Source organism: Pseudoalteromonas sp. L1, assembly GCF_021728095.1.
Classification (GTDB): Bacteria; Pseudomonadota; Gammaproteobacteria; order Enterobacterales; family Alteromonadaceae; genus Pseudoalteromonas.
Genome location: NZ_JAKKCT010000008.1, coordinates 1 through 23345, shown reverse-complemented (window position 1 = coordinate 23345; position 23345 = coordinate 1). Strand labels below are relative to the sequence as shown.

General features: G+C 42.3%; 31 protein-coding genes and 1 pseudogene. 24 read left to right on the top strand and 8 right to left on the bottom strand.

The genetic code is table 11. The annotated features are described in order from the left end of the window. Position 1: 1 nt before the first annotated feature. Together L3V38_RS18525 and L3V38_RS18520 are read left to right on the top strand one after the other, a co-directional pair. Positions 2-3289 carry an efflux RND transporter permease subunit gene (locus tag L3V38_RS18525; protein WP_237120301.1) on the top strand — a complete coding sequence of 1096 codons (3288 nt, stop codon included), beginning with the start codon at positions 2-4 and terminating at the stop codon, positions 3287-3289. After that, positions 3279-4340, top strand: coding sequence for an efflux RND transporter periplasmic adaptor subunit (locus L3V38_RS18520; protein WP_237120299.1), 1062 nt, complete (start codon positions 3279-3281; stop codon positions 4338-4340). Before L3V38_RS18525 ends, L3V38_RS18520 begins: the two co-directional genes overlap by 11 nt. Here the strand turns inward: L3V38_RS18520 and L3V38_RS18515 are convergent. Genes L3V38_RS18515 through L3V38_RS18505 form a run of 3 tightly spaced genes read right to left on the bottom strand, consistent with a single transcriptional unit; the run spans position 4333 to position 6261 of the window. Beyond that, complete coding sequence (locus tag L3V38_RS18515; protein WP_237120372.1) at positions 4333-5010, bottom strand: nitroreductase family protein; 678 nt, start codon at positions 5008-5010, stop codon at positions 4333-4335. The genes L3V38_RS18520 and L3V38_RS18515 overlap by 8 nt on opposite strands. 37 nt (positions 5011-5047) lie before the next feature. After that, entirely contained in the window at positions 5048-5410 is a 363-nt protein-coding gene (locus L3V38_RS18510; RefSeq protein ID WP_130149122.1) for a DUF5329 domain-containing protein, read from the bottom strand. 8 nt (positions 5411-5418) lie between these two features. Beyond that, a complete protein-coding gene (locus tag L3V38_RS18505; RefSeq protein ID WP_237120298.1) occupies positions 5419-6261 on the bottom strand; it encodes an endonuclease/exonuclease/phosphatase family protein in 843 nt (280 codons plus the stop codon). A 230-nt stretch (positions 6262-6491) separates the two neighbouring features. On the opposite strand from L3V38_RS18505, the gene L3V38_RS18500 reads away from it, so the two are divergent. From L3V38_RS18500 to L3V38_RS18490, 3 genes are all read left to right on the top strand, one after another. Continuing rightward, positions 6492-6971: an acyloxyacyl hydrolase gene (locus L3V38_RS18500; protein WP_237120297.1), complete on the top strand. Its 480-nt coding sequence runs from the start codon at positions 6492-6494 to the stop codon at positions 6969-6971. 127 nt (positions 6972-7098) lie between these two features. After that, positions 7099-7407 carry a Bor family protein gene (locus L3V38_RS18495; RefSeq protein WP_130149119.1) on the top strand — a complete coding sequence of 103 codons (309 nt, stop codon included), beginning with the start codon at positions 7099-7101 and terminating at the stop codon, positions 7405-7407. Then, the gene (locus L3V38_RS18490; protein ID WP_237120295.1) at positions 7404-7727 is read left to right on the top strand and encodes a Bor family protein; all 324 of its coding nucleotides are present in this window, start codon (positions 7404-7406) and stop codon (positions 7725-7727) included. The genes L3V38_RS18495 and L3V38_RS18490 overlap by 4 nt, the downstream gene beginning before the upstream one ends. On the opposite strand, the pseudogene L3V38_RS18485 reads toward L3V38_RS18490, so the two are convergent. Beyond that, a pseudogene (locus L3V38_RS18485) lies at positions 7728-7916 on the bottom strand (multidrug ABC transporter substrate-binding protein); the annotation flags it as partial. Between the two features lie 121 nt (positions 7917-8037). On the opposite strand from L3V38_RS18485, the gene L3V38_RS18480 reads away from it, so the two are divergent. Beyond that, positions 8038-8934, top strand: coding sequence for an aldo/keto reductase (locus L3V38_RS18480; RefSeq protein ID WP_237120293.1), 897 nt, complete (start codon positions 8038-8040; stop codon positions 8932-8934). A gap of 61 nt (positions 8935-8995) precedes the next feature. On the opposite strand, the gene L3V38_RS18475 is transcribed toward L3V38_RS18480, so the two are convergent. The 4 genes from L3V38_RS18475 to L3V38_RS18460 all read right to left on the bottom strand — a co-directional run bounded on the left by L3V38_RS18475 (position 8996) and on the right by L3V38_RS18460 (position 11906). Next, complete coding sequence (locus L3V38_RS18475; protein WP_237120292.1) at positions 8996-9673, bottom strand: TorF family putative porin; 678 nt, start codon at positions 9671-9673, stop codon at positions 8996-8998. 286 nt (positions 9674-9959) lie between these two features. Further along, positions 9960-11126: a hypothetical protein gene (locus L3V38_RS18470; RefSeq protein ID WP_237120291.1), complete on the bottom strand. Its 1167-nt coding sequence runs from the start codon at positions 11124-11126 to the stop codon at positions 9960-9962. Positions 11127-11277: 151 nt separating this feature from the next. Continuing rightward, positions 11278-11478, bottom strand: a complete 201-nt coding sequence (locus tag L3V38_RS18465) for a helix-turn-helix transcriptional regulator (RefSeq protein WP_054554394.1) — start codon at positions 11476-11478, stop codon at positions 11278-11280. 8 nt (positions 11479-11486) lie between these two features. Further along, positions 11487-11906, bottom strand: coding sequence for a hypothetical protein (locus tag L3V38_RS18460; protein ID WP_237120290.1), 420 nt, complete (start codon positions 11904-11906; stop codon positions 11487-11489). Between the two features lie 230 nt (positions 11907-12136). On the opposite strand from L3V38_RS18460, the gene L3V38_RS18455 reads away from it, so the two are divergent. The 18 genes from L3V38_RS18455 (at position 12137) to rplQ (ending at position 22838) form a co-directional block, all read left to right on the top strand. Further along, positions 12137-14080 (top strand): AsmA family protein, encoded by a 1944-nt coding sequence (locus L3V38_RS18455; RefSeq protein WP_237120289.1) that lies wholly within the window; start codon positions 12137-12139, stop codon positions 14078-14080. A 277-nt stretch (positions 14081-14357) separates the two neighbouring features. Then, on the top strand, positions 14358-14726 hold the full coding sequence (gene rplN, locus L3V38_RS18450; RefSeq protein ID WP_010378257.1) for a 50S ribosomal protein L14: 369 nt from the start codon (positions 14358-14360) through the stop codon (positions 14724-14726). A gap of 10 nt (positions 14727-14736) precedes the next feature. Beyond that, a complete protein-coding gene (gene rplX / locus L3V38_RS18445) occupies positions 14737-15051 on the top strand; it encodes a 50S ribosomal protein L24 (protein ID WP_036974032.1) in 315 nt (104 codons plus the stop codon). A 16-nt stretch (positions 15052-15067) separates the two neighbouring features. Then, positions 15068-15607: a 50S ribosomal protein L5 gene (gene rplE / locus L3V38_RS18440; protein WP_010392500.1), complete on the top strand. Its 540-nt coding sequence runs from the start codon at positions 15068-15070 to the stop codon at positions 15605-15607. Positions 15608-15617: 10 nt separating this feature from the next. Then, positions 15618-15923 (top strand): 30S ribosomal protein S14, encoded by a 306-nt coding sequence (gene rpsN, locus L3V38_RS18435; RefSeq protein WP_062568280.1) that lies wholly within the window; start codon positions 15618-15620, stop codon positions 15921-15923. A gap of 21 nt (positions 15924-15944) precedes the next feature. After that, positions 15945-16337, top strand: coding sequence for a 30S ribosomal protein S8 (gene rpsH, locus L3V38_RS18430; RefSeq protein ID WP_062568279.1), 393 nt, complete (start codon positions 15945-15947; stop codon positions 16335-16337). A gap of 13 nt (positions 16338-16350) precedes the next feature. Beyond that, complete coding sequence (gene rplF, locus L3V38_RS18425) at positions 16351-16884, top strand: 50S ribosomal protein L6 (protein WP_062568278.1); 534 nt, start codon at positions 16351-16353, stop codon at positions 16882-16884. Between the two features lie 9 nt (positions 16885-16893). Next, complete coding sequence (gene rplR / locus L3V38_RS18420) at positions 16894-17244, top strand: 50S ribosomal protein L18 (RefSeq protein WP_062568277.1); 351 nt, start codon at positions 16894-16896, stop codon at positions 17242-17244. Positions 17245-17253: 9 nt separating this feature from the next. Beyond that, positions 17254-17760: a 30S ribosomal protein S5 gene (gene rpsE, locus L3V38_RS18415; RefSeq protein WP_036974018.1), complete on the top strand. Its 507-nt coding sequence runs from the start codon at positions 17254-17256 to the stop codon at positions 17758-17760. Between the two features lie 3 nt (positions 17761-17763). Next, positions 17764-17946: a 50S ribosomal protein L30 gene (gene rpmD / locus L3V38_RS18410; protein ID WP_016710201.1), complete on the top strand. Its 183-nt coding sequence runs from the start codon at positions 17764-17766 to the stop codon at positions 17944-17946. Positions 17947-17950: 4 nt separating this feature from the next. Then, the gene (gene rplO, locus L3V38_RS18405) at positions 17951-18385 is read left to right on the top strand and encodes a 50S ribosomal protein L15 (protein ID WP_036974015.1); all 435 of its coding nucleotides are present in this window, start codon (positions 17951-17953) and stop codon (positions 18383-18385) included. Between the two features lie 10 nt (positions 18386-18395). Continuing rightward, positions 18396-19724, top strand: coding sequence for a preprotein translocase subunit SecY (secY, locus tag L3V38_RS18400; RefSeq protein WP_036974013.1), 1329 nt, complete (start codon positions 18396-18398; stop codon positions 19722-19724). A 22-nt stretch (positions 19725-19746) separates the two neighbouring features. Beyond that, positions 19747-19860 carry a 50S ribosomal protein L36 gene (gene rpmJ / locus L3V38_RS18395; protein ID WP_002959476.1) on the top strand — a complete coding sequence of 38 codons (114 nt, stop codon included), beginning with the start codon at positions 19747-19749 and terminating at the stop codon, positions 19858-19860. A 127-nt stretch (positions 19861-19987) separates the two neighbouring features. Next, a complete protein-coding gene (gene rpsM, locus L3V38_RS18390; RefSeq protein WP_054562818.1) occupies positions 19988-20344 on the top strand; it encodes a 30S ribosomal protein S13 in 357 nt (118 codons plus the stop codon). Positions 20345-20357: 13 nt separating this feature from the next. Then, the gene (gene rpsK, locus L3V38_RS18385) at positions 20358-20744 is read left to right on the top strand and encodes a 30S ribosomal protein S11 (RefSeq protein ID WP_036974009.1); all 387 of its coding nucleotides are present in this window, start codon (positions 20358-20360) and stop codon (positions 20742-20744) included. A gap of 21 nt (positions 20745-20765) precedes the next feature. Continuing rightward, a complete protein-coding gene (rpsD, locus tag L3V38_RS18380) occupies positions 20766-21386 on the top strand; it encodes a 30S ribosomal protein S4 (protein WP_036974007.1) in 621 nt (206 codons plus the stop codon). Between the two features lie 24 nt (positions 21387-21410). Next, on the top strand, positions 21411-22397 hold the full coding sequence (gene rpoA, locus L3V38_RS18375) for a DNA-directed RNA polymerase subunit alpha (RefSeq protein ID WP_004589198.1): 987 nt from the start codon (positions 21411-21413) through the stop codon (positions 22395-22397). Between the two features lie 39 nt (positions 22398-22436). Next, entirely contained in the window at positions 22437-22838 is a 402-nt protein-coding gene (gene rplQ, locus L3V38_RS18370) for a 50S ribosomal protein L17 (RefSeq protein ID WP_004589197.1), read from the top strand. The last annotated feature ends 507 nt before the right edge of the window (positions 22839-23345 follow it).

Below are 23345 nucleotides of genomic sequence, written 5' to 3'. Positions count from 1 at the left end.
AATGAATGCTATCGATAATGCAGTAAAAAACAGCTTGAGCGGTCGCCTCCCTGTCATTATTTTTATTATGTCGGTCCTGCTTGGCTTAATGGCATTAAAGCAAACCCCTCGTGAAGAGGAACCGCAAATTGTGGTTCCTATGCTTGATATATATGTGGCAGCGCCAAACGTTGAAGCGCCAGAAGTAGCTAGGCTGGTAACTGAACCATTGGAGAAGTTATTGGCGCAGTTAACGGGCGTTGAGCATATTTACTCGACCACACAAAGTAATGCTGCTGTTGTTACTCTTCGCTTCGAAGTCGGTCATGATCGTGAGCAAGCCATTCTCGACACTTACGCTAAACTCTATAGCTATCAACACACGATGGCGTCAGTGATCAGCTCATGGCAAATACGTCCGGTTGAAGTGAACGATGTACCCATTGTGATGCTGGGCTTATTTAGTAAAGATCCAAAACTTTACGATGACTATCAACTAACTCGTTTTGCTAACGAAATCGCTAACAGTTTACAGCGCATCGAAAATACCAGCGAAGTGAAAGTGATTGCTGGTAGAACTCGTCAATTAACGATTAACCTTGATGCAAGCGCCCTTGCTGCACATCAAACAACCCTAACCGATGTGTATTATGCGCTTAGCGTATCTAATCAATTGGTGAACGTGGGCAGTGTTGTTGAAGGTAAGCAGCAAATTGCCTTACAAGTGGGTGATGTTTTACGCTCTCAATCTGCGATTGAACGGCTAGTTGTCAACGTGGTAAACGGTAAGAGTGTTTACCTAAGTGATGTCGCCGAGGTGAGTGATGGTCCAAGCGAAGCGCAAAGCTATCAATGGCTGGCTCATTCAGATAACCAGCAACAACTTCCTTTAGTCACCATAAGTGTTGCTAAGCAAGCAGGCACCAATGCGGTCGCTGTAGCCAACGAAGTGCACAGTATGATGGACAGTTTATCGGCTAATCTATTGCCAGATGAAGTGGGCTACACCGTACTGCGTGACTATGGTCAAACCGCGAATGAAAAAGTAAATAACCTTACTTCGAGCTTAGTGTTTGCGGTATTTACCGTGGTTATTTTTGTTGGTGTATTTTTAGGCTGGCGACCAGCAATTGTGGTTGGTTTAGCAGTACCTATTTGCTACGGCATCACCCTGACACTTGATTTTGCCTTTGGCTATACAATTAACCGAGTCACACTGTTTGCACTAATACTTTCTTTAGGTTTATTGGTTGATGATCCTATTACGGGGATAGACAATATAAGTCGCTTTTTAACGAAAAAAGGCGATAAAAAACAACGCATAGTTGATGCTATGAGCGAAATTCGTGTGGCGCTGTTTATGTCTACATTAACCATTATGGTGGCGTTCATCCCACTTGCGTTTATCACTGGCATGATGGGGCCGTACATGGCACCAATGGCATTTAATGTGCCAATTAGTGTAATGGTTTCGACCATAGTGGCATTTTTTGTTACGCCCTGGTTGGCAATGAAACTACTGAAAGCGCCAGTCGATGACAGCGTACAACTTGATGCTAATCAGCATGGCTTATATGAGCGCATATTATCACCATTACTTGAGTCTAAAGGCCGCGCCAAACTCGTTTTATGGACTACATTAGCCTTGTTTGTCGCCAGTGCCATGTTACCCGTAATGCGTGCAGTGCCTTTAAAGCTATTACCGTTTGATAATAAAAACGAGTTGCAAGTTTTAATCGATATGCCAGAAGACACAAGCCTTGAGCAAACCGCCGCTTTCACTAGACAAGTACAAACCATCACTTGGCAATTAAATGAAGTAAGTGAGGCGGCAGCCTATGTTGGTCAGCCATCAAGCATGGATTTTAATGGTATGGTGCGTGGTTATTATCGACGTGAAGCTGCTAATTTAGCTGAACTCAGAGTATTACTGCTCGATAAAACTGAGCGTGATCATCAATCTCATGGCGTGGTCATGCGCTTGCGTGCCGCATTAGCGCCACTGGCAACCGATGGCATTTTAATTAAAGTGGTTGAAGTGCCACCGGGTCCGCCGGTTTTAAGTACCTTAGTGGCTGAAGTTTACAGTGAGCCATTTGTTGATACAGACACGCACTATCAAGCAGCCCTTGCTGTTGCTGCTAGGTTAAAACAAGAGCCGCATGTGGTTGAAGTTGATACTAGTATTGCTGCCAATGCGCCTTTACAGCGTTTTGTTACCGATAAAAGTAAAGCGTCATTGTCGGCGGTGTCTACGCAAGATATTGCCCAGACCTTAGCCATTGCCTCGCATGGGCAAAATGTTGGGGTGTTATATGTTAGCGGCGAAACAGACCCTGTTGATATAAAGTTACAACTGCCATATCAAGATCGTAACCAATTTGCTCAATTGCTGGCATTACAAGTTCGTGGTGATAGGGAGCTTGCAAAAACCAGTGATGAATTTGGGCTACAAAGTGCACCACGTCCGCTGGTGGCGCTATCTGAGTTAGGTGAATTTCAGCATCAAGATGTTGCCAAGCCAATTATGCGTAAAGATCAGCGTAATGTTGTATATGTTATGGCTGAACTAAATGGCCGTACACCCGCTGAAATTATTGCTGACGTCAATGCCGACTTAGGTATTAGCGCTGACGAATTTAGCCAAACTGATTGGCAGAGTAGGCACTTTTTCAATAATGGTGGTAGCCAAGCTTGGCAATTACCTGCTGGCACTGACGTGACCTTTAGTGGTGAAGGCGAATGGCGAATTACCATTGATGTATTCAGAGATATGGGTATTGCCTTTGCGTTTGCGCTCACTGCCATTTTCATCATCTTACGCATTCAAACAAACTCTGCGAGTTTGTCACTGATCATCATGTCGGCTATTCCATTAACCGTAATAGGGATCATGCCGGGCTTTTGGCTATTAAATCAATTTGGAGAGCGCAGCATTGCTGGTGCTCCTGAGCCGGTGTTATTCACTGCAACAGCCATGATTGGCATGATTGCACTTGCTGGTATTGTGGTTCGTAACTCACTTATTTTAGTTGAGTTTATTAATCAAGCTCGCGACCAAGGTATGGTAATTAAACAGGCTTTGATTGCCGCAGGTACGGTGCGTATGCGCCCTGTGTTACTGACCGCGGGAACCACCTTATTAGGTAACTTGGTGATCACCCTAGACCCGGTATTTAGCGGTCTAGCGATCGCAATTATTTTTGGTATTGTGGCATCAACATTGTTCTCATTATTTGTGGTGCCGCTGGTTTATTATTTAGTGTTTGCAAAGGATGCAGCCAAAGAGGAACAAGCTCATGCAGGGTAAATCGAAACTTATTGGTTCAATCATCGCGTTATCAGTGATTATTGTGGCGGTACTTTACATGGCGGGCAGTTTTTCTGATAAGCAAGCTGCAGGCATGAAAAACCCATCAGCAAATGATTACACTGGTCAGTTAGTCACAGTAACATTGGCAGATATTGCGCGTGATGAAGTTGTACCGGGCACTGTGATTGCCAAACAAAATACGCAAATCTCATCACGGGTTATGGCACAAGTTGAGCGTTTAAATGTACGCGCTGGCGATACTGTAAAACAAGGTGACGTGCTAATTACCTTGCAGCAAGGTGACTTTAAAGCAGGGCTTGCTCAAAGCGAAGCACAAATAAATGCAATTAATGCGTCGCTGACTCAAGCAGAGAAACAACTAAAGCGTATTAACGATTTATACAAGCAAGGTTTGGTATCTGTTAGCGAATACGACGATGCAAAAGCAAGGTTCGATAATTTAACGGCGAACCTAGCGATTGCTAAACAGCAGCAAACACAAGCGCAAGTTGCATTGAGTTTTACGCAAATTAAAGCGCCGATTTCAGGTGTTGTGGTTGAGCGTTTTGCAGAGCCTGGCGATACCGCAACTCCTGGTACGCCATTACTCGCACTGTATAACCCACAACAATTGCAATTAGCATTTAATGTCAGAGAACAACAAGCAATTAAATTGAATGTTGGTCAAACTTTAATGGTCAAATTACCTGCTTTATCTACGTCAATGCCTGCCACAGTGACAGAAATTGTGCCCGTTGCTGATAGTGCTGCGCGTAGTATGGAAATCCGTTTAGAAACAGATGCCCAAACTGGCTTAATGCCTGGTCTTTATGCGCAATTACAATTACCGCTCGCCACTGAAAAAGGGGTGTTGATTGAGCCAAGCTGGGTGCAGCAATATGGCCAATTGAGTATGGTTTACTTACTTGAAAATAATCAGATAGTGCGTCGCTACGTTCGCCTTGGCGAAATGCTCGATGGACAGCAGCACATCGTTTCAGGTTTAAACCCGGGTGATGTGCTGGCTGTTGATTTTAAAACTAAATAAAGGTCGCTATTTCGTCCAGCGACTTTTTCACTAAGGCATGCTCAGGGATGGTTGCATCTGTGCTTGGGTAGCCTGCAATTAGCAGCATGTAAGGGCGCTCATTATCTTTATCACGGCCACAAATCTCGGTTAAAAAACTCATTGGTTTTGGTGTATGTGTAAGAGTTGCAAGGCCCGCTCTATGTAGTGCTTGAATTAAAAAGCCGGTCGCTAGGCCAACAGATTCATGAACATAGTAATTGGTATTTTTGTCATCGGCAGAAATACCGCCTTTCTTTTGACTAAACACGGCAATTAGCCAAGGTGCATGTTCAAGGTAGGGCTTACTGGCATCGGTGCCAAGTGGTTTTAACGCATCTAACCATTCTTCACCTGCGCGACCTTCATAAAATGAGCGCTCTAGTTTTTCAGCTGCTTCTCGAATTTGTTTTTTCACATCGCTGCTGTGTATTGCTACAAAGTGCCAAGGTTGATGATTGGCCCCACTTGGTGCAGTGCCAGCCGCTCTAATACAGATTTCGATTATTTCTTTTGGCACTGGGCGGTCGCTAAAGCTGCGAATACTGTGGCGACGCTGACTCACGGCTAAAAACTCTTCGGCGCGTTTAAGCATCTCGTCATGAGGGTACTCAATAAAGTCATTGAGTGGCTTGCTTTTGTGTTCTTGCATGGCTTTTCGCTTCTTGTGTGTTGATGATAAAATAGTGTTATTGTTGTCTATGCTGGTTACGGCGATAGTCTGCCAACTCATTACTTAACCAGTCTTTTGCATTAATTAAAGTACCGTCGCTAAATCTTACCTTGTAAGGCTTACCGCTCCATGAGCTTTTACTCGCCAAATTTTCAATAAACTTTTCGGCAGTTTTTGCATAGCGGGTCGCTTTTCGATACTTCATAGCAAGGTGTTCGGCTGCATCTTGGCTTGAGTGCTCGGTGCCGTTGCGAATAAATACGGCATCGCTTTTAGCGACAAAATCAATGAGGTGATTTATCTCTTGTTCTGGGGTTGCTGCATCACTGAATTGGCTAATGCTCAATAACATTAATGCGATTAACCAATATCCTTTCATTGTTACTTTCACTGTACTTTTTGCTCTATGGTTAGGGTTGCAATTATTGGATTATGATCTGAGCTTACAAGCTCAGGCACTATAGTTGTCTCTATTTTGACACCGCGCACCCATACTTGGTCAAGTGCTAATCCAAATGCTTTTGTACGTTTATCATCTAAATAAATAGCTTCATGTAGCCCTAACTTGTTAAGTGTTTGTTTTAAAAGAGACTGTCTTCGGTCGCTCCAAGTATTAAGATCACCAGCAAATATGATCGGTCCTTGATGCATACGCATGATGCTCGCTGCATCTTCAAGCTGTTGTTTAAAGTCATTCACACCTATTGTGAAGTTAATACCATGTAGATTAATACTTAGTAATAACTGTTGATTAGGCAGGGCATATTCAACAATGTTGGTTGCTTTTGGGCTACGTAACCAAGGCTCTGTATGGGTGAGTGTGCAATGCACCGCGGCGGGCCAGCGGCTGAGTGTCATAACACCAGATTGCACACTGCCACTTTTATACCCTTTAGCAAAACGCCAGTAAGGTTTTAGTTTGGTTAGAGTAGGCTCTTTGATAGCTTCTTGTAGTAACACAATATCAGCATCGGCATTTAGCTTTTGCAAATCTGTGAGTAAGCCATCTATTTGTGCTTTGTAGATATTCCAGCTCAACAATGTGAATTGATAGGGCAAAATATAATGTGCTGCGTAAGTTTGCACACGGCTTTGTGCTAATTGTTGTTGGCAGTTCGCTAGGTTGGCTGCAGTTCTGGTAATGCCTTGTTGCTCATCAGAGTTTGGAGTATTTGCAAGACTTTGCCAAGACAATAAACTTAAGAACAATAAATGTAGATACGACGTCATAATTACCTTTACTTGCAGATCTTCCTGATTAGTCTTTATCCTTTCCAGTTTAGTTCAAACTGAGCCTGTAAGAAACTGTAGCTTTTTTACAATTTAAATACACAGAGTTACTCAATTAGAAAACGATACCCTTTATAATCAAAAGAACTATTTAGTTATTTTTTGAGGTTAATGGCTATACTTTAAGCCTGTTTAACAAGCCCTCTTAAATAAGTTTGTGAGATTTTCTAATGAAGAAAATATTTTATTCTTTTACTTTAATTACGAGTATTTTCTCTCCTCATATTCTAGCTGAAGAGTCTTCTTCATTTAGTGTTGGTGTGACAGGTTGGGCTGTATTTGACAATTTTGATCATTTTGCAATACATCTAGATTATGAGTATGAAGCAATAGAGAGCCTATGGGGTATACAACCTAGAGCGATTATAATTTTAGCTGAACAAAATCAACAATATTTTGGTATTGGTGCAGCCAAAACTTATACCATTAATAAAAACTGGGATTGGGGTATCGCTACTCATATGGGCTATGCTCGAAATATTGATGTCCTTGGATACGACTTAGAGTTCTATAGTTTCATTTTTGCAAAATATAAAATATCAGAAGTTCATCGCCTACGGGGTGAGCTTGGGCATATTTCTAATGCAGGATTTGGTAAAACTAACCCTGGTTCAGAAAGTATCGTTCTGAGTTACTCTTATCATTTTTAGCTTTAAAATGGTCAAGATTCATGCTGGTTGATTATTGCATTTTTTTACAATTCTATATGGTTTTTTACCCATTATAGAAACTTTATGTTGTACACTTCAACTTCAAAAAATATCTGAAGGAAAACACATGAAGCAGTTAGTGTGCGTGTTACTTACATTATCGTTAGTAGCATGTTCATCGGTGACTATAGTGCCTAATAAGGCAGATAAATTAACACGAAATGCCGACTATCAAGATAGTCGACCCTTCTACTTGTGGGGGTTAGTTGGTGAACAGCGTGTTGATGTTAAAGCGGTCTGCCAAGATAAAAAAGTAATGCAAATGCAATCCCAGCAAACATTTACAGATGGTGCACTGGGGTTGGTTACATTGGGTATCTATGCGCCTCATACAGTGAAAGTATGGTGTGAACAATATGGGCAGGAGCAATTATGAAACATGTATGCTTAACTGTAATTCTTGCTGCTTTAAGTGGTTGTACACATATTTATTTTGATAATGGCAGTCCTATCTCAGCAAATAAGGGAGCAGTTACAGAACGTTGGCATCATAATTTTGCTGCTGCGTTATATGAAGGCTCCAAGCCAGTGGACTTATCAACATACTGCCCAAATTCCGAGTGGCAAAGTGTACATACTTACAAGTCATTCCTTAATGTTGTAGCAGGCGAGGCGGTTAATGAAATTGGTGGGCCTATTTGGTACCCAAAAACAGTGGAAGTAAGCTGTGCTCAGGTACCCTATAAAGCCGATTAATTATTCGTATCGCAAAGCATCAATTGGGTTTAAGCGTGCCGCTTTAATGGCGGGCGCTAAGCCAAACACAATACCAATCAATGAAGTAAAGCCAAACGACAGCATAATCGCCCAACCCGGTATGTAGGCATCTGGCATGCTCGGCACTGATAACGAAATCAGTGCCGCAGCACCATAACCCATTAATATCCTGATTTTTGATTCTTTAGCAATTTGTTTTGTAACTGTATGTTAACAGCTGTGATTGGTAAATCTGTGATATGGTTAAAGGATTAATTTGAGTCGTATTTATTAGGAAAAGTAGGTCGTTATGACGAATAACAATAGACGTTGTATTGATGAGTTGGTGTTAGGGTTCTGGCGCTTGTTAGATTGGCAGATAACGCCACAGCAATGCTTAAATTTTTTAGAAAAAGCAATTGATATGGGGGTTTCACATACCGACCACGCTGACATCTATGGTGAATATGGCTGCGAAGCCGAATTTGGTAAAGCGCTCAAGTTGAAACCAAGTATTCGTGATGAAATTAAAATAATTACCAAGTGTGGTATCAAACCTGCATTTGCAAGTTTAGGGTTACAAGGTAAGGCTAACCATTATGATTCAAGTGCAGCGCATATAATTGCCTCAGCACAGCAGTCACTTAAAAACTTCAACACTGATCGTTTAGATGTATTACTTATTCATCGCCCTGATTACTTGATGAACGCTGATGAAATGGCCGAAGCATTCAATACCCTCCAAGCGAATGGTGATGTGATTGACTTTGGTGTATCTAACTTTACGCCATCTCAACTCAGCTTATTACAATCCCGTTTAGATTTTGAATTAGTTACCAATCAGGTTGAGTTTTCGCCTTACGAAATGAAAGCCCTTGATGATGGAACTTTAGATCAATGTCAATTGCTCGATATCAAACCAATGCTTTGGTCACCATTAGCTGGTGGACGTCTGTTCTCAAGTGATGATGAAAAAGCGATACGTTTACGCGCAGTGTTAGAGCAGGTCGGCACTGAAGTTGGTGCAAGTTCTCTTGATCAAGTAGTGTATGCCTGGTTATTGATGCATCCGAGTGCGCCATCTGTAGTGCTAGGTACGGGTAACACTGAACGCGTGAAATCAGCTGTTGCTGCTAAGGCTCTTAAGATAAGCCGTGAGCAGTGGTATCGTATTTGGCAGGGCTCAACAGGCCACAGTGTTCCTTAAGCTTCTAAACTAGAAAAGGGCCTTGCGGCCCTTCGTGTTGCAGCAAGTAACACATTCTTTTTTAAAGTGTAAAATCTACCGCGTAAGCGGCATACACTTTCACATCTGTTCCATCAATGTCAGTATCTGAAACGCCTAATGTAAAGCCGTCTTTAGATACCGAAACACCGTAGTCGATGATATTGTCATCACCAATGAAATCGCCTGAGTAATGGCCGACATGCAGCGCCAGCTCTGTGCCATTACTTCCGATTGGAAAGCTATAATCGGCATTTAAATACAGTGAATCTCCAAAATCGGTGCCATCGCCGCTTGCTGCTGATGAAGCTAATACGGCTGCGCCAAACGTGAAGCTACCCATACTAATGCTACCGTAGATCTCTGAAAAGTCTGCATCGGTAAACGAGGCCGCATCTGGGTATGCATAATAGATGTAGCCTACATCATAGCTAAAGGTTTCATTGATATCGCCGCCAAAACCAGCGTAGAGATCAAGCTCGTAGGTCATATCTTCTGCCCAGCTAGCATTTGATATCCATGTACCCGCATAAAAGCCAGATTCACTTGCGTAATCAATACCACCTTGAATTGCGGCATCTCCGCCTGTCTGTTCTTGACCACGCCATAAGTAGTTTGAGGTTGCTGCCGCGTTAGCTGTTACTTCTGCAAAGCTATACGTCGAGCTTAAAGTAAGTAGCGTGAGGGCGCTGGCCGCGACCACTTTTTTTAGTTTTAGCATGTTTTGTATCCTGTTGTTATGTTGATTTTGCCCATTTCAGATTGCAGTCTGGTTATTTGTCGGGGCATTATTTTTATGTGTTGTCTGGATACGATATAGCACTGGTTGTGCCAAGTTAATTTACGGTGGGAATTTTTATGCTTTATTTCTTTTAAAACAGTCTTGTAAGTATTCTTTTGGTTAAAGTTGACTTGTATTTGAATTATTCATGCGCACTTGCATGGTGCAATAAATTTCCTAGTTGCACAATGAAGACGCAACCAGGTTTTTCTTACTTGATAGAGACTTAGCCGAAAATGGCACGCATTAAACTAATGGTTTCTTCAACGCTACGGCCTTTTTCAACTTCACTGATGATTGAATCGCGCTTAGCTTTGATATGTTCAGGGATATCATCACTTGCTAATGCTCGGTCTACCAGTATTTCAGCCGACTCTTTACCGCGGCGTACAGTCTTTTTACCCGCAGAGCTTGTGCTGCTTTTAGGCTTGTTTAGTAACTTAATATAGTTAGAGTTATCAGCGGTACTTTTATCTGCATAATAAAAGAAGCTAGGCAATAGGGCTTTGATTTCAACTAGAGATTGCTCAAGCTCATTTGCCGCACTAGCCATTTTGAACCAAGGCATACTATGAATGGCTTCGACAACATCTTGCCAGTAGCGCTCGAAATCGCGGTTATTTAGCTTCGTAATGCCAAGGGCTGCACAAAGGGCATCAAGTTTACTATTTACGATTGGTGTAAACACGTCAGGTCGGCGCATTGCAAGTAAGCGAGTAGCAGGAGCAAGCGTTGGCTTTTCATCGCTGCCATTAAATGCCATGAAGTAAGCAACCATAAAATGCTGATAATGTTCTTGAGTTACTTCACCCTCAAGTGGAATGTGTGCAAGAGCCTCATCGAACGCACCAGGTAAATCACTCAACATTTGATGGAAACCTTTGGCGTTTTTAGTAGAAGCAAACCATTCAACGTCAAAGTTATAGCTGCTTGGATCGAGCGAGGCACTGTGCTTACCTGAAAACGCTAAACGGTCTTCTGGGATCATCTCTTTTAGTGATTGCGATTTAATTGCAGCAATGTAATTAGCTAAGCGTAGTTGCTCATCAAGGGCTACAAGCTCTTTATGCTGATCGATGAAACTTGCGATAACTGGCCATGGCGCAACTCTTAACGTTTTTAACTGCAAAAAGCTGATTGCAGAAATTAATAAGTCATGAAGTTTTTTAAGTGTCGGTAATTGCTTATCTTCCAATAGATCGTAATTAATGCGATCACGGCTTGCACTCAATAGCTCATAGCACCAACCTAAAAAGTCTTCAGGGTGGTTTTCTACTTTAACTGCCATTAGATTTAAGCTGATATCAGAGGCTTGCTTGAGGATGTTTTGATAAATTTGACTTTCTTGCTCGCCAAGCGCCATTTTTGACGGTGAAATAAGCAGTTTCTTCATGCTTAATCGATACTCCAGTTTTGACCAAATTAGGTTGTTTAATTTTAGTACACAGGGTGCAAAAACAACAGGGTCGTGCATCATACCGAAGTAATGAAATGATGCAATCTTACTGATAATTTATAAGTAAGATTGCGACTGACGAGGTTAATTAATCATTGTCATCGAGTGTAAATAATTGCTCAACACTGAGTTCAAAGTGAGCAGCAATTTTTAACGCGATAATCACCGAGGGAATAAAGCGGCCTGTTTCAACTGTGCTAATGGTTTTACGTGATACTGCAATGGCATCAGCAAGTTCTTGCTGCGACAACCCCTTTTCTTTTCGGAATTTAGCGATATTATTTTGCACTTTTACACCTAGTCTCTACTTTGCCAAAGAATTGATACGCCATATATTAAACTCATCAAGGCAAGATAAAATGTGGCCATCATGCTATGCGATACATTTAAAGCAAGTTCGTTAGACAATAAAAAAATAGCCCCCATGCTAAAAAGTAATCCAAGCACAACATGTTTATAAGCGATGGTATCAATCGTATTTAAAAATTCATCCTTATATGTAAGGCGATAGCCAAGTTTCCATGTAAATCCACCTCTAATTACAAACATAAAGAAAGATCCTAAAAATGCGCTACCGCCAATAAACAGTAACGGTGCTGATGTTTGCTTGAGCATTGGGTAAACACTAATAATTAATAACGTGACTCCCATGAATATTGAAAACCATGCGTTATGACTCATAAACTTTTCTTCCGTTTTGATATCTTGCTTAGACATAATCGTTTCCTTTTATTTTAAACTCTAATGTAACCTACAGGTATCAATGTAACCCTAGGGTATCATTCAGTCAAGATCTTTTTGTAACCTATAGGTATCAAAATGTTTCAGCGTTGATTCATATTCTTGTACCTAAGCTTGTTTACAAACCTTTTTATGGATTGGGCAATGCAATTGCGCCTAACTCCCGCTATGATATGAACATTGTTTGCCCATGTTTAAGGATGATTATGAAAACCTTACTGAAAATTGTTGGTGTCATTTTCGTATTACTGATTGCATTAGTAGTCGCAGCACCATTCCTCATACCTACAGACGCGATATTTAACAAAGTATCGGAGCAAGTAGAACAAACCACAGGTCGTAGTCTGACTATTAATGGTGATAAAAAGTTGTCGGTATTTCCATCATTAACGCTTGAGCTCAACGATGTACATTTTGCAAATATGCAAACAGGTTCACAAAAAGACATGGCGAGCATGCAGCAGTTGGCTATCCGTATCCCATGGATGTCTTTATTTGGCGGTGAGTTTAAGCTTGATAAATTCGTGATTAATGAACCAACAATTTTGTTAGAAACCGATAAAAATGGTAAAGCAAACTGGCAATTATTTGATGCGGTTGCTGAGCAACCACAGACAGAGCAGCAAAAGAGTTCTGGCGCTGTTAACTTACCAGATAACTTTGATATCGAACTTGGTGAAGTAGCAATCTATGGCGGGAATTTCACCTACCTTGATGGTAAAACTGGGGCAAAGCAACAGATAAGCGATTTAGAGTTAGCCATCTTACTACCCTCTCTTCGTAAGACTCTTGAGTTAAAAGGCGGTATTACCTATATGGGTGAACGTTTTGATTTAGATGTCACCTTAGATACACCGGTAAAAGCGATTGAAGGCGAAACTTTTAATGTCAGCACCGAGGTTGATTCACGTTTAGTGGATGTAAACTTCAAAGGCGCGATCGCCCAAATGGGTAAAGATGTGCAAGGTCAGTTATCAGTAAGTGGTGACTCAGTTAAAGAGATCGCAAGCTGGCAAGGTGTTGAACTTAATGCAAAAGAAAATGCGTTTAATGCCTTTAATGTAAAAGGGTCAATGCACCTAAAAGGGCAGCAGTTTAAGCTTACTGAGTTACTTGCCACCTTAGATGAGCTACAAATTAAAGGTAAAAGCGACATTAACTTAGGGAGTCGCTTAGCTGTGAATGCCGATATTGATTTAGGTATGCTTGATTTGAACCCTTACCTACCAGAGGGTGTGGCTAAAGAAGAGCAAGCAGAACCAGCCACAGATACGCCTGCACAGCCAATTGTTTGGGATGATACACCAATTGATATGAGTGGCTTAAATGCACTTGATGCAAATATTGTTGTGCGTTCAAGTAGTCTAAAAGCAAATGATATTACACTTGGTGAAAACCAGTTAACGGTGAACCTTAAAAATGCACTAGCAAAAATTAGCTTAGATAAATTTGTTGCTTATGAAGGCAGTGGTAAAGGTGTGATCACAGTTAATGCTAAGCAAACACCCTATAAAATTAGCACTAACTTTGCTTTAGATAAAATTGATGCACAACCATTACTGACTGATGCAGCAGGTTTCGATAAGCTTATGGGGAAAGGCTCTTTAAACTGGGATCTAGCGACCACAGGGCAAAGTCAAAAAGACTTTGTTAATGCATTAGATGGTCAGTTAGCATTTGAGTTTGCCGATGGTGCAATTAAAGGTGCGAATGTGGCAGAGATGGTGCGCAAAGGTAAAGAGCTCATTAAAGGAAACTTAAATGCAGTGTCAGAAGGGTTAGATACTGGTTTCGATAACTCTCAGCAAACAGATTTCTCAGCACTTACAGGTCGCTTTAATTTTACAGATGGGGTAGGGACAAACAATGACTTATCATTACTTAGCCCATTAATTCGCATTACAGGGGCAGGTAAAGTGAACTTGCCAATGACTAATGTCGATTATCGTTTAGTGACAGGAATTGTTGATTCAATTGAAGGCCAGGGCACGACTGATGACAGTACAGGCTTTAAGATCCCTTTGCGTATAAAAGGTCCTTTCCATGATGTTGGTTTCAAGCTTGACGTTAGTGACACAGCGAAGGAAGAAGTAAAGGAAAAGGCAAAAGATAAAATTAAAGATAAATTAAAAGGCCTATTCGGTAATTAATAAAACTTTAATACGTAAATCAAAATAGGGCGCATTGGCGCCCTGTTTGTTTTATAATCAATAACAAGTGCTGATATTCCATACAGACCCCCTCAACTTAGCAACACTGAATTATAAAATTAATTAAAAAATAACCTACCACTTCACTGTCATTGCTGATACAATTGCCCGCCCTTAAGAGACAACTCGCGTGTTTTTTGAGTGGAATTTAACCGAAATGTCTTGATTTTAAACAAAATTAAGGCGTGTTGTAATTTCTACACCGGAGGTCATTAACATGATCCAAATGCAAACTCAGCTGGACGTTGCTGATAACAGCGGCGCTCGCAAAGTGCAGTGTATTAAAGTCCTTGGCGGTTCGCACCGTCGCTATGCAGCGGTTGGCGATATCATCAAAGTTTCTGTAAAAGAAGCAATTCCTCGCGGTAAAGTGAAGAAAGGTGATGTTAAAAACGCAGTAGTTGTGCGTACTAAAAAAGGCGTTCGTCGTCCGGACGGTTCATTGATCCGTTTCGATAGCAATGCGGCTGTTATCTTAAATGATAACTTACAGCCAATTGGTACTCGTATCTTCGGCCCTGTGACTCGTGAGCTTCGTACTGAAAAGTTCATGAAAATCGTTTCACTAGCCCCAGAAGTACTATAAGGAGTCTATCATGGCAGCAAAAATCCGTCGTGATGACGAAGTAATCGTACTAGCCGGTAAAGACAAAGGTAAGCGCGGTAAAGTGCTTTCAGTTGTTACTGAGTCTGGTCGAGTATTTGTCGAAGGCATCAACTTAATCAAGAAGCACCAAAAGCCTGTTCCTCAGTTGAATCAAGCTGGCGGTATTGTTGAGAAAGAAGCGTCTATCGACGTATCAAACGTTGCGATCTACAACTCGGAAACGGGTAAAGCAGATCGTGTAGGTTTCAAGATTGAAGATGGTAAGAAATTACGTATCTTTAAATCTACTGGTAAAACTATCTAATAGTTGGAGTAGAATGATGGCGAAACTGCATGAAGTATATAAAGACAAAGTAGTTGCTGAGCTTCAAGAGAAGTTTGGTTTCAGCTCTGTCATGCAAGTCCCTCAGATCGAAAAGATCACATTAAACATGGGTGTGGGCGAAGCTCTAGCTGACAAGAAGATCCTAGATAACGCTGTTGCGGATCTAGAAGCAATCTCTGGTCAGAAACCTCTAATCACTAAAGCACGCAAATCAGTTGCAGGCTTCAAAGTGCGTGAAGGTTACCCAATTGGTTGTAAAGTAACCCTACGTGGCGAGCGTATGTGGGACTTTTTTGAGCGTTTGGTTTCAATCGCTATCCCACGTATCCGTGACTTCCGTGGTGTAAGTGCTAAGTCTTTTGATGGACGTGGTAACTACAGCATGGGCGTACGTGAGCAAATCATCTTCCCAGAAATCGATTATGATAAAGTAGACCGTGTACGCGGTATGGATATCACAATCACTACTTCTGCGAAATCTGATGAGGAAGGCCGTGCGTTGTTAGAAGCGTTTAACTTCCCATTCAAGAAATAAGGGTAGGGTTATGGCAAAGAATTCTATGAAAGCGCGCGAAGCAAAGCGCACTAAATTAGTTGCTCAGTATGCTGAAAAGCGTGCGGCACTAAAAGCTATCATCAGTGATGTAAATACATCTGACGATGATCGTTGGGACGCGGTATTAAAGCTACAGTCTTTACCGCGTGATTCTAGCTCTTCACGTCAACGTAATCGTTGTAACGTTACGGGCCGCCCACATGGTTACCTTCGTAAATTCGGCATGAGCCGTATCAAAGTTCGCGAAGCAGCTATGCGCGGTGAAATTCCTGGCCTTAAAAAGGCTAGCTGGTAATAGAATCACGGGAGTAAGACTATGAGCTTGCAAGATCCTATTGCGGATTTGTTTACACGTATCCGTAACGGTCAGTCAGCGAAGAAAGTATCAGTATCGATGCCAACTTCAAAACTGAAAGTAGCAGTAGCTAAAGTACTAAAAGATGAAGGTTATATCGCAGATTACGCTGTAAACAGCGAAGCGAAGCCTGAGCTTTCTATCGAGTTAAAATACTTCGAAGGCAAAGCTGTTATTGAAAATATCCAGCGTGTTAGCCGCCCTGGTTTACGTATCTATAAGAAACGTGACGAATTACCAAAGGTAATGGGTGGTCTTGGTATCGCTATCGTATCAACTTCTAAAGGCCTAATGACAGACCGCGCAGCACGCAGTGCAGGCGTTGGTGGTGAGATCATTGGCTTTGTAGCTTAATCGGAGGGGAACTATGTCTCGCATAGCAAAGGCACCAATCAATGTTCCTGCCGGTGTAGAAGTTACATTAAAAGGCCAGGACATCACAGTTAAAGGCAAAAACGGTGAATTAACTCGTACAATCAACGACGCTGTTGAAGTACAAGTTAACGATAACGTTATTACAACTTTACCTCGTGAAGGCGTAGCAAATGCATGGGCACAAGCAGGTACTGCTCGCGCTCTAATCAACAACATGGTTGTTGGTACGCATGAAGGTTACGAGAAGAAGCTTCAGTTAGTAGGTGTTGGTTACCGTGCAGCAGCTAAGGGCAAAGTATTAGACTTAACTCTTGGTTTCTCACACCCGGTAAACTTCGAAGTACCAGAAGGTATTACGGTTGAAACACCAAGCCAAACAGAAGTTCTAGTTAAGGGCGTAGACAAGCAGTTAGTTGGTCAAACAGCTGCTAACATCCGTGCATACCGTAAACCTGAGCCTTATAAAGGTAAAGGTGTTCGTTACGCGGACGAGAATGTACGCCGTAAAGAGGCTAAGAAGAAGTAAGGTAAGACGATGGATAAAAAAACAGCTCGTCTACGTCGTGCTAAACGCACTCGTAGAAATTATATTGAACAAGGCACAACGCGTCTTGTTATCCACCGCACGCCACGTCACATTTACGCTCAAGTTGTAAACGCTGAGGGTACTGTACTGGCTGCTGCTTCTACTGTTGAAAAAGCAATTAGCGAAACAGTTAAAGGCACAGGTAACGTTGCAGCTGCTCAAGCAGTTGGTAAAGCGGTTGCTGAACGTGCAGCTGACAAAGGCATCGAAAAGATTGCTTTTGATCGCAGTGGCTTTAAATATCACGGCCGTGTGAAGGCGCTTGCTGATGCAGCGCGTGAAGCCGGTCTGCAATTCTAGGAGTAGACAATGGCTAACGTAGAAGCAAAGCAACAACAGCCTGATTTGGCTGAAAAGCTAATCGCGGTAAACCGTGTGTCTAAAGTGGTTAAAGGTGGTCGTATCTTTAGCTTCACTGCACTAACAGTAGTTGGTGACGGCGCAGGTAAAGTAGGTTTCGGTTATGGTAAAGCACGTGAAGTTCCAGCTGCTATTCAAAAAGCAATGGAAAAAGCACGTCGTAACATGATCAGTGTAGACCTAAACGGTAACACGCTACAGCACCCAATCAAGGGTCGCCACGCGGGTTCTAAAGTATACATGCAGCCTGCTTCTGAAGGTACAGGTATCATCGCCGGTGGTGCGATGCGTGCAGTACTAGAAGTAACTGGTGTACAGAACGTATTGTCAAAAGCATACGGTTCAACTAACCCGATCAACATCGTTCGTGCAACGATTGCAGCTCTAGAGAACATGAACTCTCCAGAGTCAATCGCTGCTAAACGTGGTCTTAGCGTTGACGAAATCACGGGGTAAACCATGGCTAATAAAACTGTAAAAGTAACACAAGTAAAGAGCTCTATCGGTCGTTTACCGAAGCATAAAGCTACATTACGCGGTCTTGGTTTACGTCGTATCAATCACACTGTTGAGTTAGAAGACACAGCATGTGTGCGTGGTATGATTAACCAAGTTTCTTACATGGTAAAGGTTGAGGGTTAATTCGATGCGTTTGAATACACTTTCACCTGCTGCAGGTGCAAAAACTGAAAAGAAACGTCTAGGTCGTGGTATCGGTTCTGGTCTTGGTAAGACTGGTGGTCGTGGTCATAAAGGCCAAAAATCACGTTCTGGCGGTAAAGTTCGCGTTGGTTTCGAAGGCGGTCAAATGCCTATGCAACGTCGTCTACCAAAATTTGGTTTCACTTCACGTAAATCACTAGTATCTACTGAAGTTAACCTTTTTGAAATCGCTAAAGTTGAAGGCGATGTAGTAGACGTAAACGCGTTACAAGCAGCTGGTCTAGTTAAAAAGAACATCCAGTTCGTTAAAGTAGTTAAATCTGGCGAAGTTTCACGCGCAGTAACCGTTAAAGGTCTTAAAGTGACTAAAGGTGCTCGCGAAGCTATCGAAGCTGCCGGAGGCAAGGTAGAAGACTAAGGAAGTACTAATGGCTAAACCAGGTCAAGATATGAAAAGTGCACAAAGTGGGCTTTCGGAATTGAAGCGTCGATTACTATTTGTATTAGGTGCTATCATTATTTACCGTCTAGGTTCATTCGTGCCGATCCCTGGGATTGACGCCGCTGTACTTGCCGATTTCTTCGAGCAACAAAAGGGCACCATTGTTGAAATGTTTAACATGTTCAGCGGTGGTGCGCTTGAGCGCGCTTCAGTGTTAGCACTGGGTATTATGCCGTATATCTCGGCTTCGATTATTACGCAACTATTAACGCATATGTATCCGCCGTTTATAGAGCTTAAGAAAGAAGGTGAGCAAGGGCGTAAGAAAATTAGCCAGTACACACGCTACGGCACGCTTGTGCTTGCTACTATCCAATCAATCGGTATTGCTACCAGCTTACCGGGTATGATGGACGGGTTAGTTGTTAACCCTGGTATTGGTTTCTACTTCACTGCTGTAGTGAGTTTAGTAACTGGTACTATGTTCCTGATGTGGTTGGGCGAACAAATTACAGAACGCGGTATCGGTAACGGTATCTCTGTTCTTATTTTTGTTGGTATCGTAGCTAACCTGCCGTCTGCTATTGGTTCGACAGCCGAAATGGCGCGCCAAGGTGATCTGAATGTACTTGTACTGTTATTGATTGCTGTAATCGTATTCGCTGTTACTTACCTCGTTGTATTCTTTGAGCGTGGTCAACGTCGTATCGTCGTTAACTATGCAAAGCGTCAACAGGGTCGTCAGGTATTTGCTGCTCAAAGCACGCACTTACCATTAAAAGTAAACATGGCGGGTGTTATTCCACCAATCTTTGCTAGCAGTATAATTCTGTTCCCTGGTACAATTGCAAGCTGGTTCGGCCAGGGTGAAGGTCCGGTCGCTGATGTGCTACAAGCAATCGCTACAACGTTGACTCCGGGTCAACCTTTATATGCGATGGTTTTAGCTGCGGCTATTATCTTCTTCTGCTTTTTCTACACCGCGTTGGTATTTAACCCGCGTGAAACAGCAGATAACCTGAAAAAATCTGGCGCATTTATCCCAGGTATTCGTCCAGGTGAGCAGACATCTAAATACATTGATAAAGTGATGACACGCCTGACATTGGCAGGTGCTTTGTATATAACCTTTATCTGTCTGGTGCCCGAATTCATGACTATGGCATGGCAAACGCCATTCTATTTCGGCGGTACATCAATTTTGATTATCGTTGTTGTAATCATGGACTTTATGGCACAAGTACAGACGCATCTGATGTCACATCAGTATGATTCTGTGCTGAAAAAAGCAAACCTTAAAGGCTACGGTCGATAAGGTCAGTTTACGGAGTTGAGCAATGAAAGTACGTGCTTCCGTTAAGAAAATATGCCGTAACTGTAAAGTTATTAAACGTGCTGGTGTAGTACGCGTAATTTGCAGTGAGCCTAAGCATAAGCAAAGGCAAGGCTAAGTAAACAGTCGTGCAGGCTGAGTTATTCACTCGGCCTGTGTTTTTAATGTGATTTGGTCTTCGTTTGAGTATCCTTGCGGGCTTTTCAAACAGATGATAACCAAATTCAAATATAGGAGATGTGTTAGTGGCCCGTATCGCTGGCATTAACGTCCCTGATCATAAACATGCAGTTATCGGTTTAACTGCTATTTATGGCATAGGTAAGACTCGCTCTAAGGAAATCTTAGCAGCGACTGGTATCGCCGAGACCACAAAAATCGGTGAACTTTCAGACGAAACACTTGACGTATTGCGTGAAGCAGTTGGCAAGTACACTGTAGAAGGTGACCTTCGTCGTGAAGTTACATTAAATATCAAGCGCCTTATGGACCTTGGTTGTTTCCGTGGCCTACGTCACCGTCGTTCGTTACCACTACGTGGTCAACGTACTAAGACTAACGCGCGTACTCGTAAGGGTCCTCGCAAGCCTATCAAGAAATAAGGTGGGGTAGATTATGGCTAAAGCACCAATTCGTCGTAAGAAGGTTAAAAAGCAAGTTGCTGATGGTATGGCTCACGTTCATGCTTCTTTCAACAACACTATTGTAACAATTACCGACCGTCAAGGTAATGCACTATCTTGGGCAACAGCAGGTGGTTCAGGTTTCCGTGGTTCACGTAAATCTACTCCATTCGCGGCTCAGGTTGCTGCAGAGCGTGCAGGTACTGCTGCTCAAGAATACGGTTTAAAAAATCTAGAAGTTTTCATCAAAGGTCCAGGTCCAGGTCGTGAATCTGCTGTACGTGCTTTGAATGCTGCTGGTTACCGTATCACCAACATCACTGACGTGACGCCAATCCCTCATAATGGTTGTCGTCCACCGAAGAAACGTCGCGTTTAACAATAGGTTAGGAGAAATAACATGGCAAGATATTTGGGCCCTAAGCTCAAGCTGAGTCGTCGTGAAGGTACTGACCTGTTCCTTAAGAGCGGCGTAAGAGCTATCGACTCTAAGTGTAAACTTGAGACTGCACCTGGTCAGCACGGCGCTCGTAAAGGCCGCTTATCTGATTACGGTTTACAGCTACGTGAAAAGCAAAAAGTACGTCGTATTTACGGTGTATTAGAAAAGCAATTCCGTAACTACTACAAAGAAGCTGCTCGCCTTAAAGGTAATACAGGTGAAAACTTGTTACAGCTTTTAGAGCAACGTTTAGACAATGTTGTATATCGCATGGGTTTTGCTAGCACGCGCGCTGAAGCACGTCAGTTAGTAAGCCACAAAGCGATTCTAGTTAATGGTCGTGTAGTGAACATTCCTTCATACGTAATTACTCCAGAAGATACTGTTGTAATTCGTGAGAAGTCAAAAACACAAGCACGTATCATCGCTGCTCTAGAGTTGGCTGAGCAACGTGAAAAGCCGACTTGGGTTGAAGTTGACGGTAAGAAAATGGAAGGTAGCTTCAAGCGCCTACCTGAGCGTTCAGATCTGTCTGCGGACATTAACGAACAACTAATCGTCGAACTTTACTCTAAGTAAAGTTAAGAGTTAAGAGAGGATAAAATGCAGGGTTCTGTTACCGAATTCCTAAAACCAAGGTTAGTCGATATCGACGCTATCAACCCAACGCGTTCTAAAGTAGTTTTAGAACCACTAGAGCGTGGCTTTGGTCACACTTTGGGTAATGCCTTACGCCGTATACTGTTATCATCTATGCCTGGATGTGCAGTAACTGAAGTAGAAATCGACGGTGTATTGCATGAGTACAGCGCGAAAGAGGGCGTACAAGAAGACATCATTGAAATTCTGTTGAACCTTAAAGGTCTAGCAGTAACTTTAGAAGGCAAAGATGAAGTTTTTCTGACCCTGACTAAATCTGGTGTAGGCCCTGTGACTGCGGCTGATATTCAGCACGATGGTGATGTAACTATCGCCAACCCAGATCACGTTATCTGTCACCTTACGACAGATAGCAGCGAGATCAGCATGCGTATTCGTGTTGAGCGCGGTCGCGGTTATGTGCCGGCATCTAGTCGTTTATCCTCTGATGACGATGAGCGTCCAATTGGTCGTCTGCTGCTTGATGCATCATTCAGCCCAGTTGAACGTATTGCGTACTCGGTTGAATCAGCCCGTGTTGAGCAACGTACAGACTTAGACAAGTTAATCATTGATATGGAAACGAACGGCACTTTAGATCCTGAAGAAGCGATCCGCCGTGCGTCTACTATCTTAGCTGAGCAATTAGATGCATTCGTAGATTTACGTGATGTAACTGAGCCAGAAGAGAAAGAAGAGAAGCCAGAATTCGATCCTATTCTACTTCGCCCAGTTGATGATCTTGAACTAACAGTACGTTCAGCAAACTGTTTGAAAGCCGAGCAAATTCAATATATCGGTGATTTAGTTCAGCGCACTGAAGTTGAGCTTCTTAAAACGCCTAACTTAGGTAAGAAGTCTCTAACTGAAATTAAAGACGTGCTAGCTTCACGTGGTCTTTCTCTAGGTATGCGCCTAGAAAATTGGCCGCCTGCAAGCCTAGCTGAATAATCTAAATCACTATATTAGTTTAGTTAGAAGGATAGGGTCATGCGCCATCGTAAGAGTGGTCGTCAATTAAACCGTAACAGCAGCCATCGCAAAGCGATGTTCAGCAACATGGCTGGTTCTTTGGTGAAACATGAAATCATCAAAACAACTTTGCCTAAAGCTAAAGAGTTGCGCCGTGTAATTGAACCTTTAATCACACTGGCTAAGACTGACAGTGTAGCAAACCGCCGTTTAGCGTTTGCTCGCACGCGTGATAATGAAGTAGTTGGTAAATTATTCAGCGAAATCGGTCCACGTAATACAGACCGTCCTGGTGGTTACACTCGTATTCTTAAGTGTGGCTTCCGTGCTGGTGATAATGCACCAATGGCTTATATTGAACTAGTTGGTCGCCCAGCGACAAACGAAGAAGTTCAAGAAGACGCGCAGTCTGCAGAGTAAGTCGTAAAGACACCAAAAAGCCGAGCTTATGCTCGGCTTTTTACTTTCTGAAGTTCACTATCAATAAATTACCTCTATCAATCCCCAAACATCACCATACAATCTTAAAGCAACTAGCAACTAGCAACTAGCAACTAGCAACTAGCAACTAGCAACTAGCAACTAGCAACTAAGAACACATATAAAGATCAATTTGGGTTCTTTAAAAGCTACCTCTTCTTTATATAGAAGTTAAAAATAAGCATATTTATAAAATACACTGCCTAAATAACCATAATACGAGTGATTTAGTGTTATTTTTACGCGTTTCGCCTGTATTTTGCGCGAACAGTTATTTTTTTCATAAAAACTTCAAAAAACAGTTGATCTCAATTCGGATCTCCCTATAATGCGACCCCACTGAGACGGCAGACAGCAACGCTTAGCGAGGCAAGAGCAACTCAGGGTGTCAAGTAAAACTGAATTTTGAAACGTTTCTTAAAAAAGTAACTTTTCTCAAAATTAAGT

Coding starts and splice junctions, on each gene's coding strand:
- rplF (WP_062568278.1), top strand. CDS start 16,351: ATGTCTCGCATAGCAAAGGCACCAATCAATGTTCCTGCCGGTGTAGAA.
- L3V38_RS18515 (WP_237120372.1), bottom strand. CDS start 5,010: ATGCAAGAACACAAAAGCAAGCCACTCAATGACTTTATTGAGTACCCT.
- L3V38_RS18460 (WP_237120290.1), bottom strand. CDS start 11,906: ATGTCTAAGCAAGATATCAAAACGGAAGAAAAGTTTATGAGTCATAAC.
- L3V38_RS18490 (WP_237120295.1), top strand. CDS start 7,404: ATGAAACATGTATGCTTAACTGTAATTCTTGCTGCTTTAAGTGGTTGT.
- rpsH (WP_062568279.1), top strand. CDS start 15,945: ATGAGCTTGCAAGATCCTATTGCGGATTTGTTTACACGTATCCGTAAC.
- L3V38_RS18500 (WP_237120297.1), top strand. CDS start 6,492: ATGAAGAAAATATTTTATTCTTTTACTTTAATTACGAGTATTTTCTCT.
- L3V38_RS18505 (WP_237120298.1), bottom strand. CDS start 6,261: ATGACGTCGTATCTACATTTATTGTTCTTAAGTTTATTGTCTTGGCAA.
- L3V38_RS18495 (WP_130149119.1), top strand. CDS start 7,099: ATGAAGCAGTTAGTGTGCGTGTTACTTACATTATCGTTAGTAGCATGT.
- L3V38_RS18475 (WP_237120292.1), bottom strand. CDS start 9,673: ATGCTAAAACTAAAAAAAGTGGTCGCGGCCAGCGCCCTCACGCTACTT.
- L3V38_RS18470 (WP_237120291.1), bottom strand. CDS start 11,126: ATGAAGAAACTGCTTATTTCACCGTCAAAAATGGCGCTTGGCGAGCAA.
- secY (WP_036974013.1), top strand. CDS start 18,396: ATGGCTAAACCAGGTCAAGATATGAAAAGTGCACAAAGTGGGCTTTCG.
- rplR (WP_062568277.1), top strand. CDS start 16,894: ATGGATAAAAAAACAGCTCGTCTACGTCGTGCTAAACGCACTCGTAGA.
- rpmJ (WP_002959476.1), top strand. CDS start 19,747: ATGAAAGTACGTGCTTCCGTTAAGAAAATATGCCGTAACTGTAAAGTT.
- rpsD (WP_036974007.1), top strand. CDS start 20,766: ATGGCAAGATATTTGGGCCCTAAGCTCAAGCTGAGTCGTCGTGAAGGT.
- rplX (WP_036974032.1), top strand. CDS start 14,737: ATGGCAGCAAAAATCCGTCGTGATGACGAAGTAATCGTACTAGCCGGT.
- rpmD (WP_016710201.1), top strand. CDS start 17,764: ATGGCTAATAAAACTGTAAAAGTAACACAAGTAAAGAGCTCTATCGGT.
- L3V38_RS18525 (WP_237120301.1), top strand. CDS start 2: ATGAATGCTATCGATAATGCAGTAAAAAACAGCTTGAGCGGTCGCCTC.
- rpoA (WP_004589198.1), top strand. CDS start 21,411: ATGCAGGGTTCTGTTACCGAATTCCTAAAACCAAGGTTAGTCGATATC.
- rpsE (WP_036974018.1), top strand. CDS start 17,254: ATGGCTAACGTAGAAGCAAAGCAACAACAGCCTGATTTGGCTGAAAAG.
- L3V38_RS18480 (WP_237120293.1), top strand. CDS start 8,038: ATGACGAATAACAATAGACGTTGTATTGATGAGTTGGTGTTAGGGTTC.
- rplN (WP_010378257.1), top strand. CDS start 14,358: ATGATCCAAATGCAAACTCAGCTGGACGTTGCTGATAACAGCGGCGCT.
- rplQ (WP_004589197.1), top strand. CDS start 22,437: ATGCGCCATCGTAAGAGTGGTCGTCAATTAAACCGTAACAGCAGCCAT.
- L3V38_RS18455 (WP_237120289.1), top strand. CDS start 12,137: ATGAAAACCTTACTGAAAATTGTTGGTGTCATTTTCGTATTACTGATT.
- rpsK (WP_036974009.1), top strand. CDS start 20,358: ATGGCTAAAGCACCAATTCGTCGTAAGAAGGTTAAAAAGCAAGTTGCT.
- rplO (WP_036974015.1), top strand. CDS start 17,951: ATGCGTTTGAATACACTTTCACCTGCTGCAGGTGCAAAAACTGAAAAG.
- L3V38_RS18510 (WP_130149122.1), bottom strand. CDS start 5,410: ATGAAAGGATATTGGTTAATCGCATTAATGTTATTGAGCATTAGCCAA.
- rpsN (WP_062568280.1), top strand. CDS start 15,618: ATGGCAAAGAATTCTATGAAAGCGCGCGAAGCAAAGCGCACTAAATTA.
- L3V38_RS18520 (WP_237120299.1), top strand. CDS start 3,279: ATGCAGGGTAAATCGAAACTTATTGGTTCAATCATCGCGTTATCAGTG.
- rplE (WP_010392500.1), top strand. CDS start 15,068: ATGGCGAAACTGCATGAAGTATATAAAGACAAAGTAGTTGCTGAGCTT.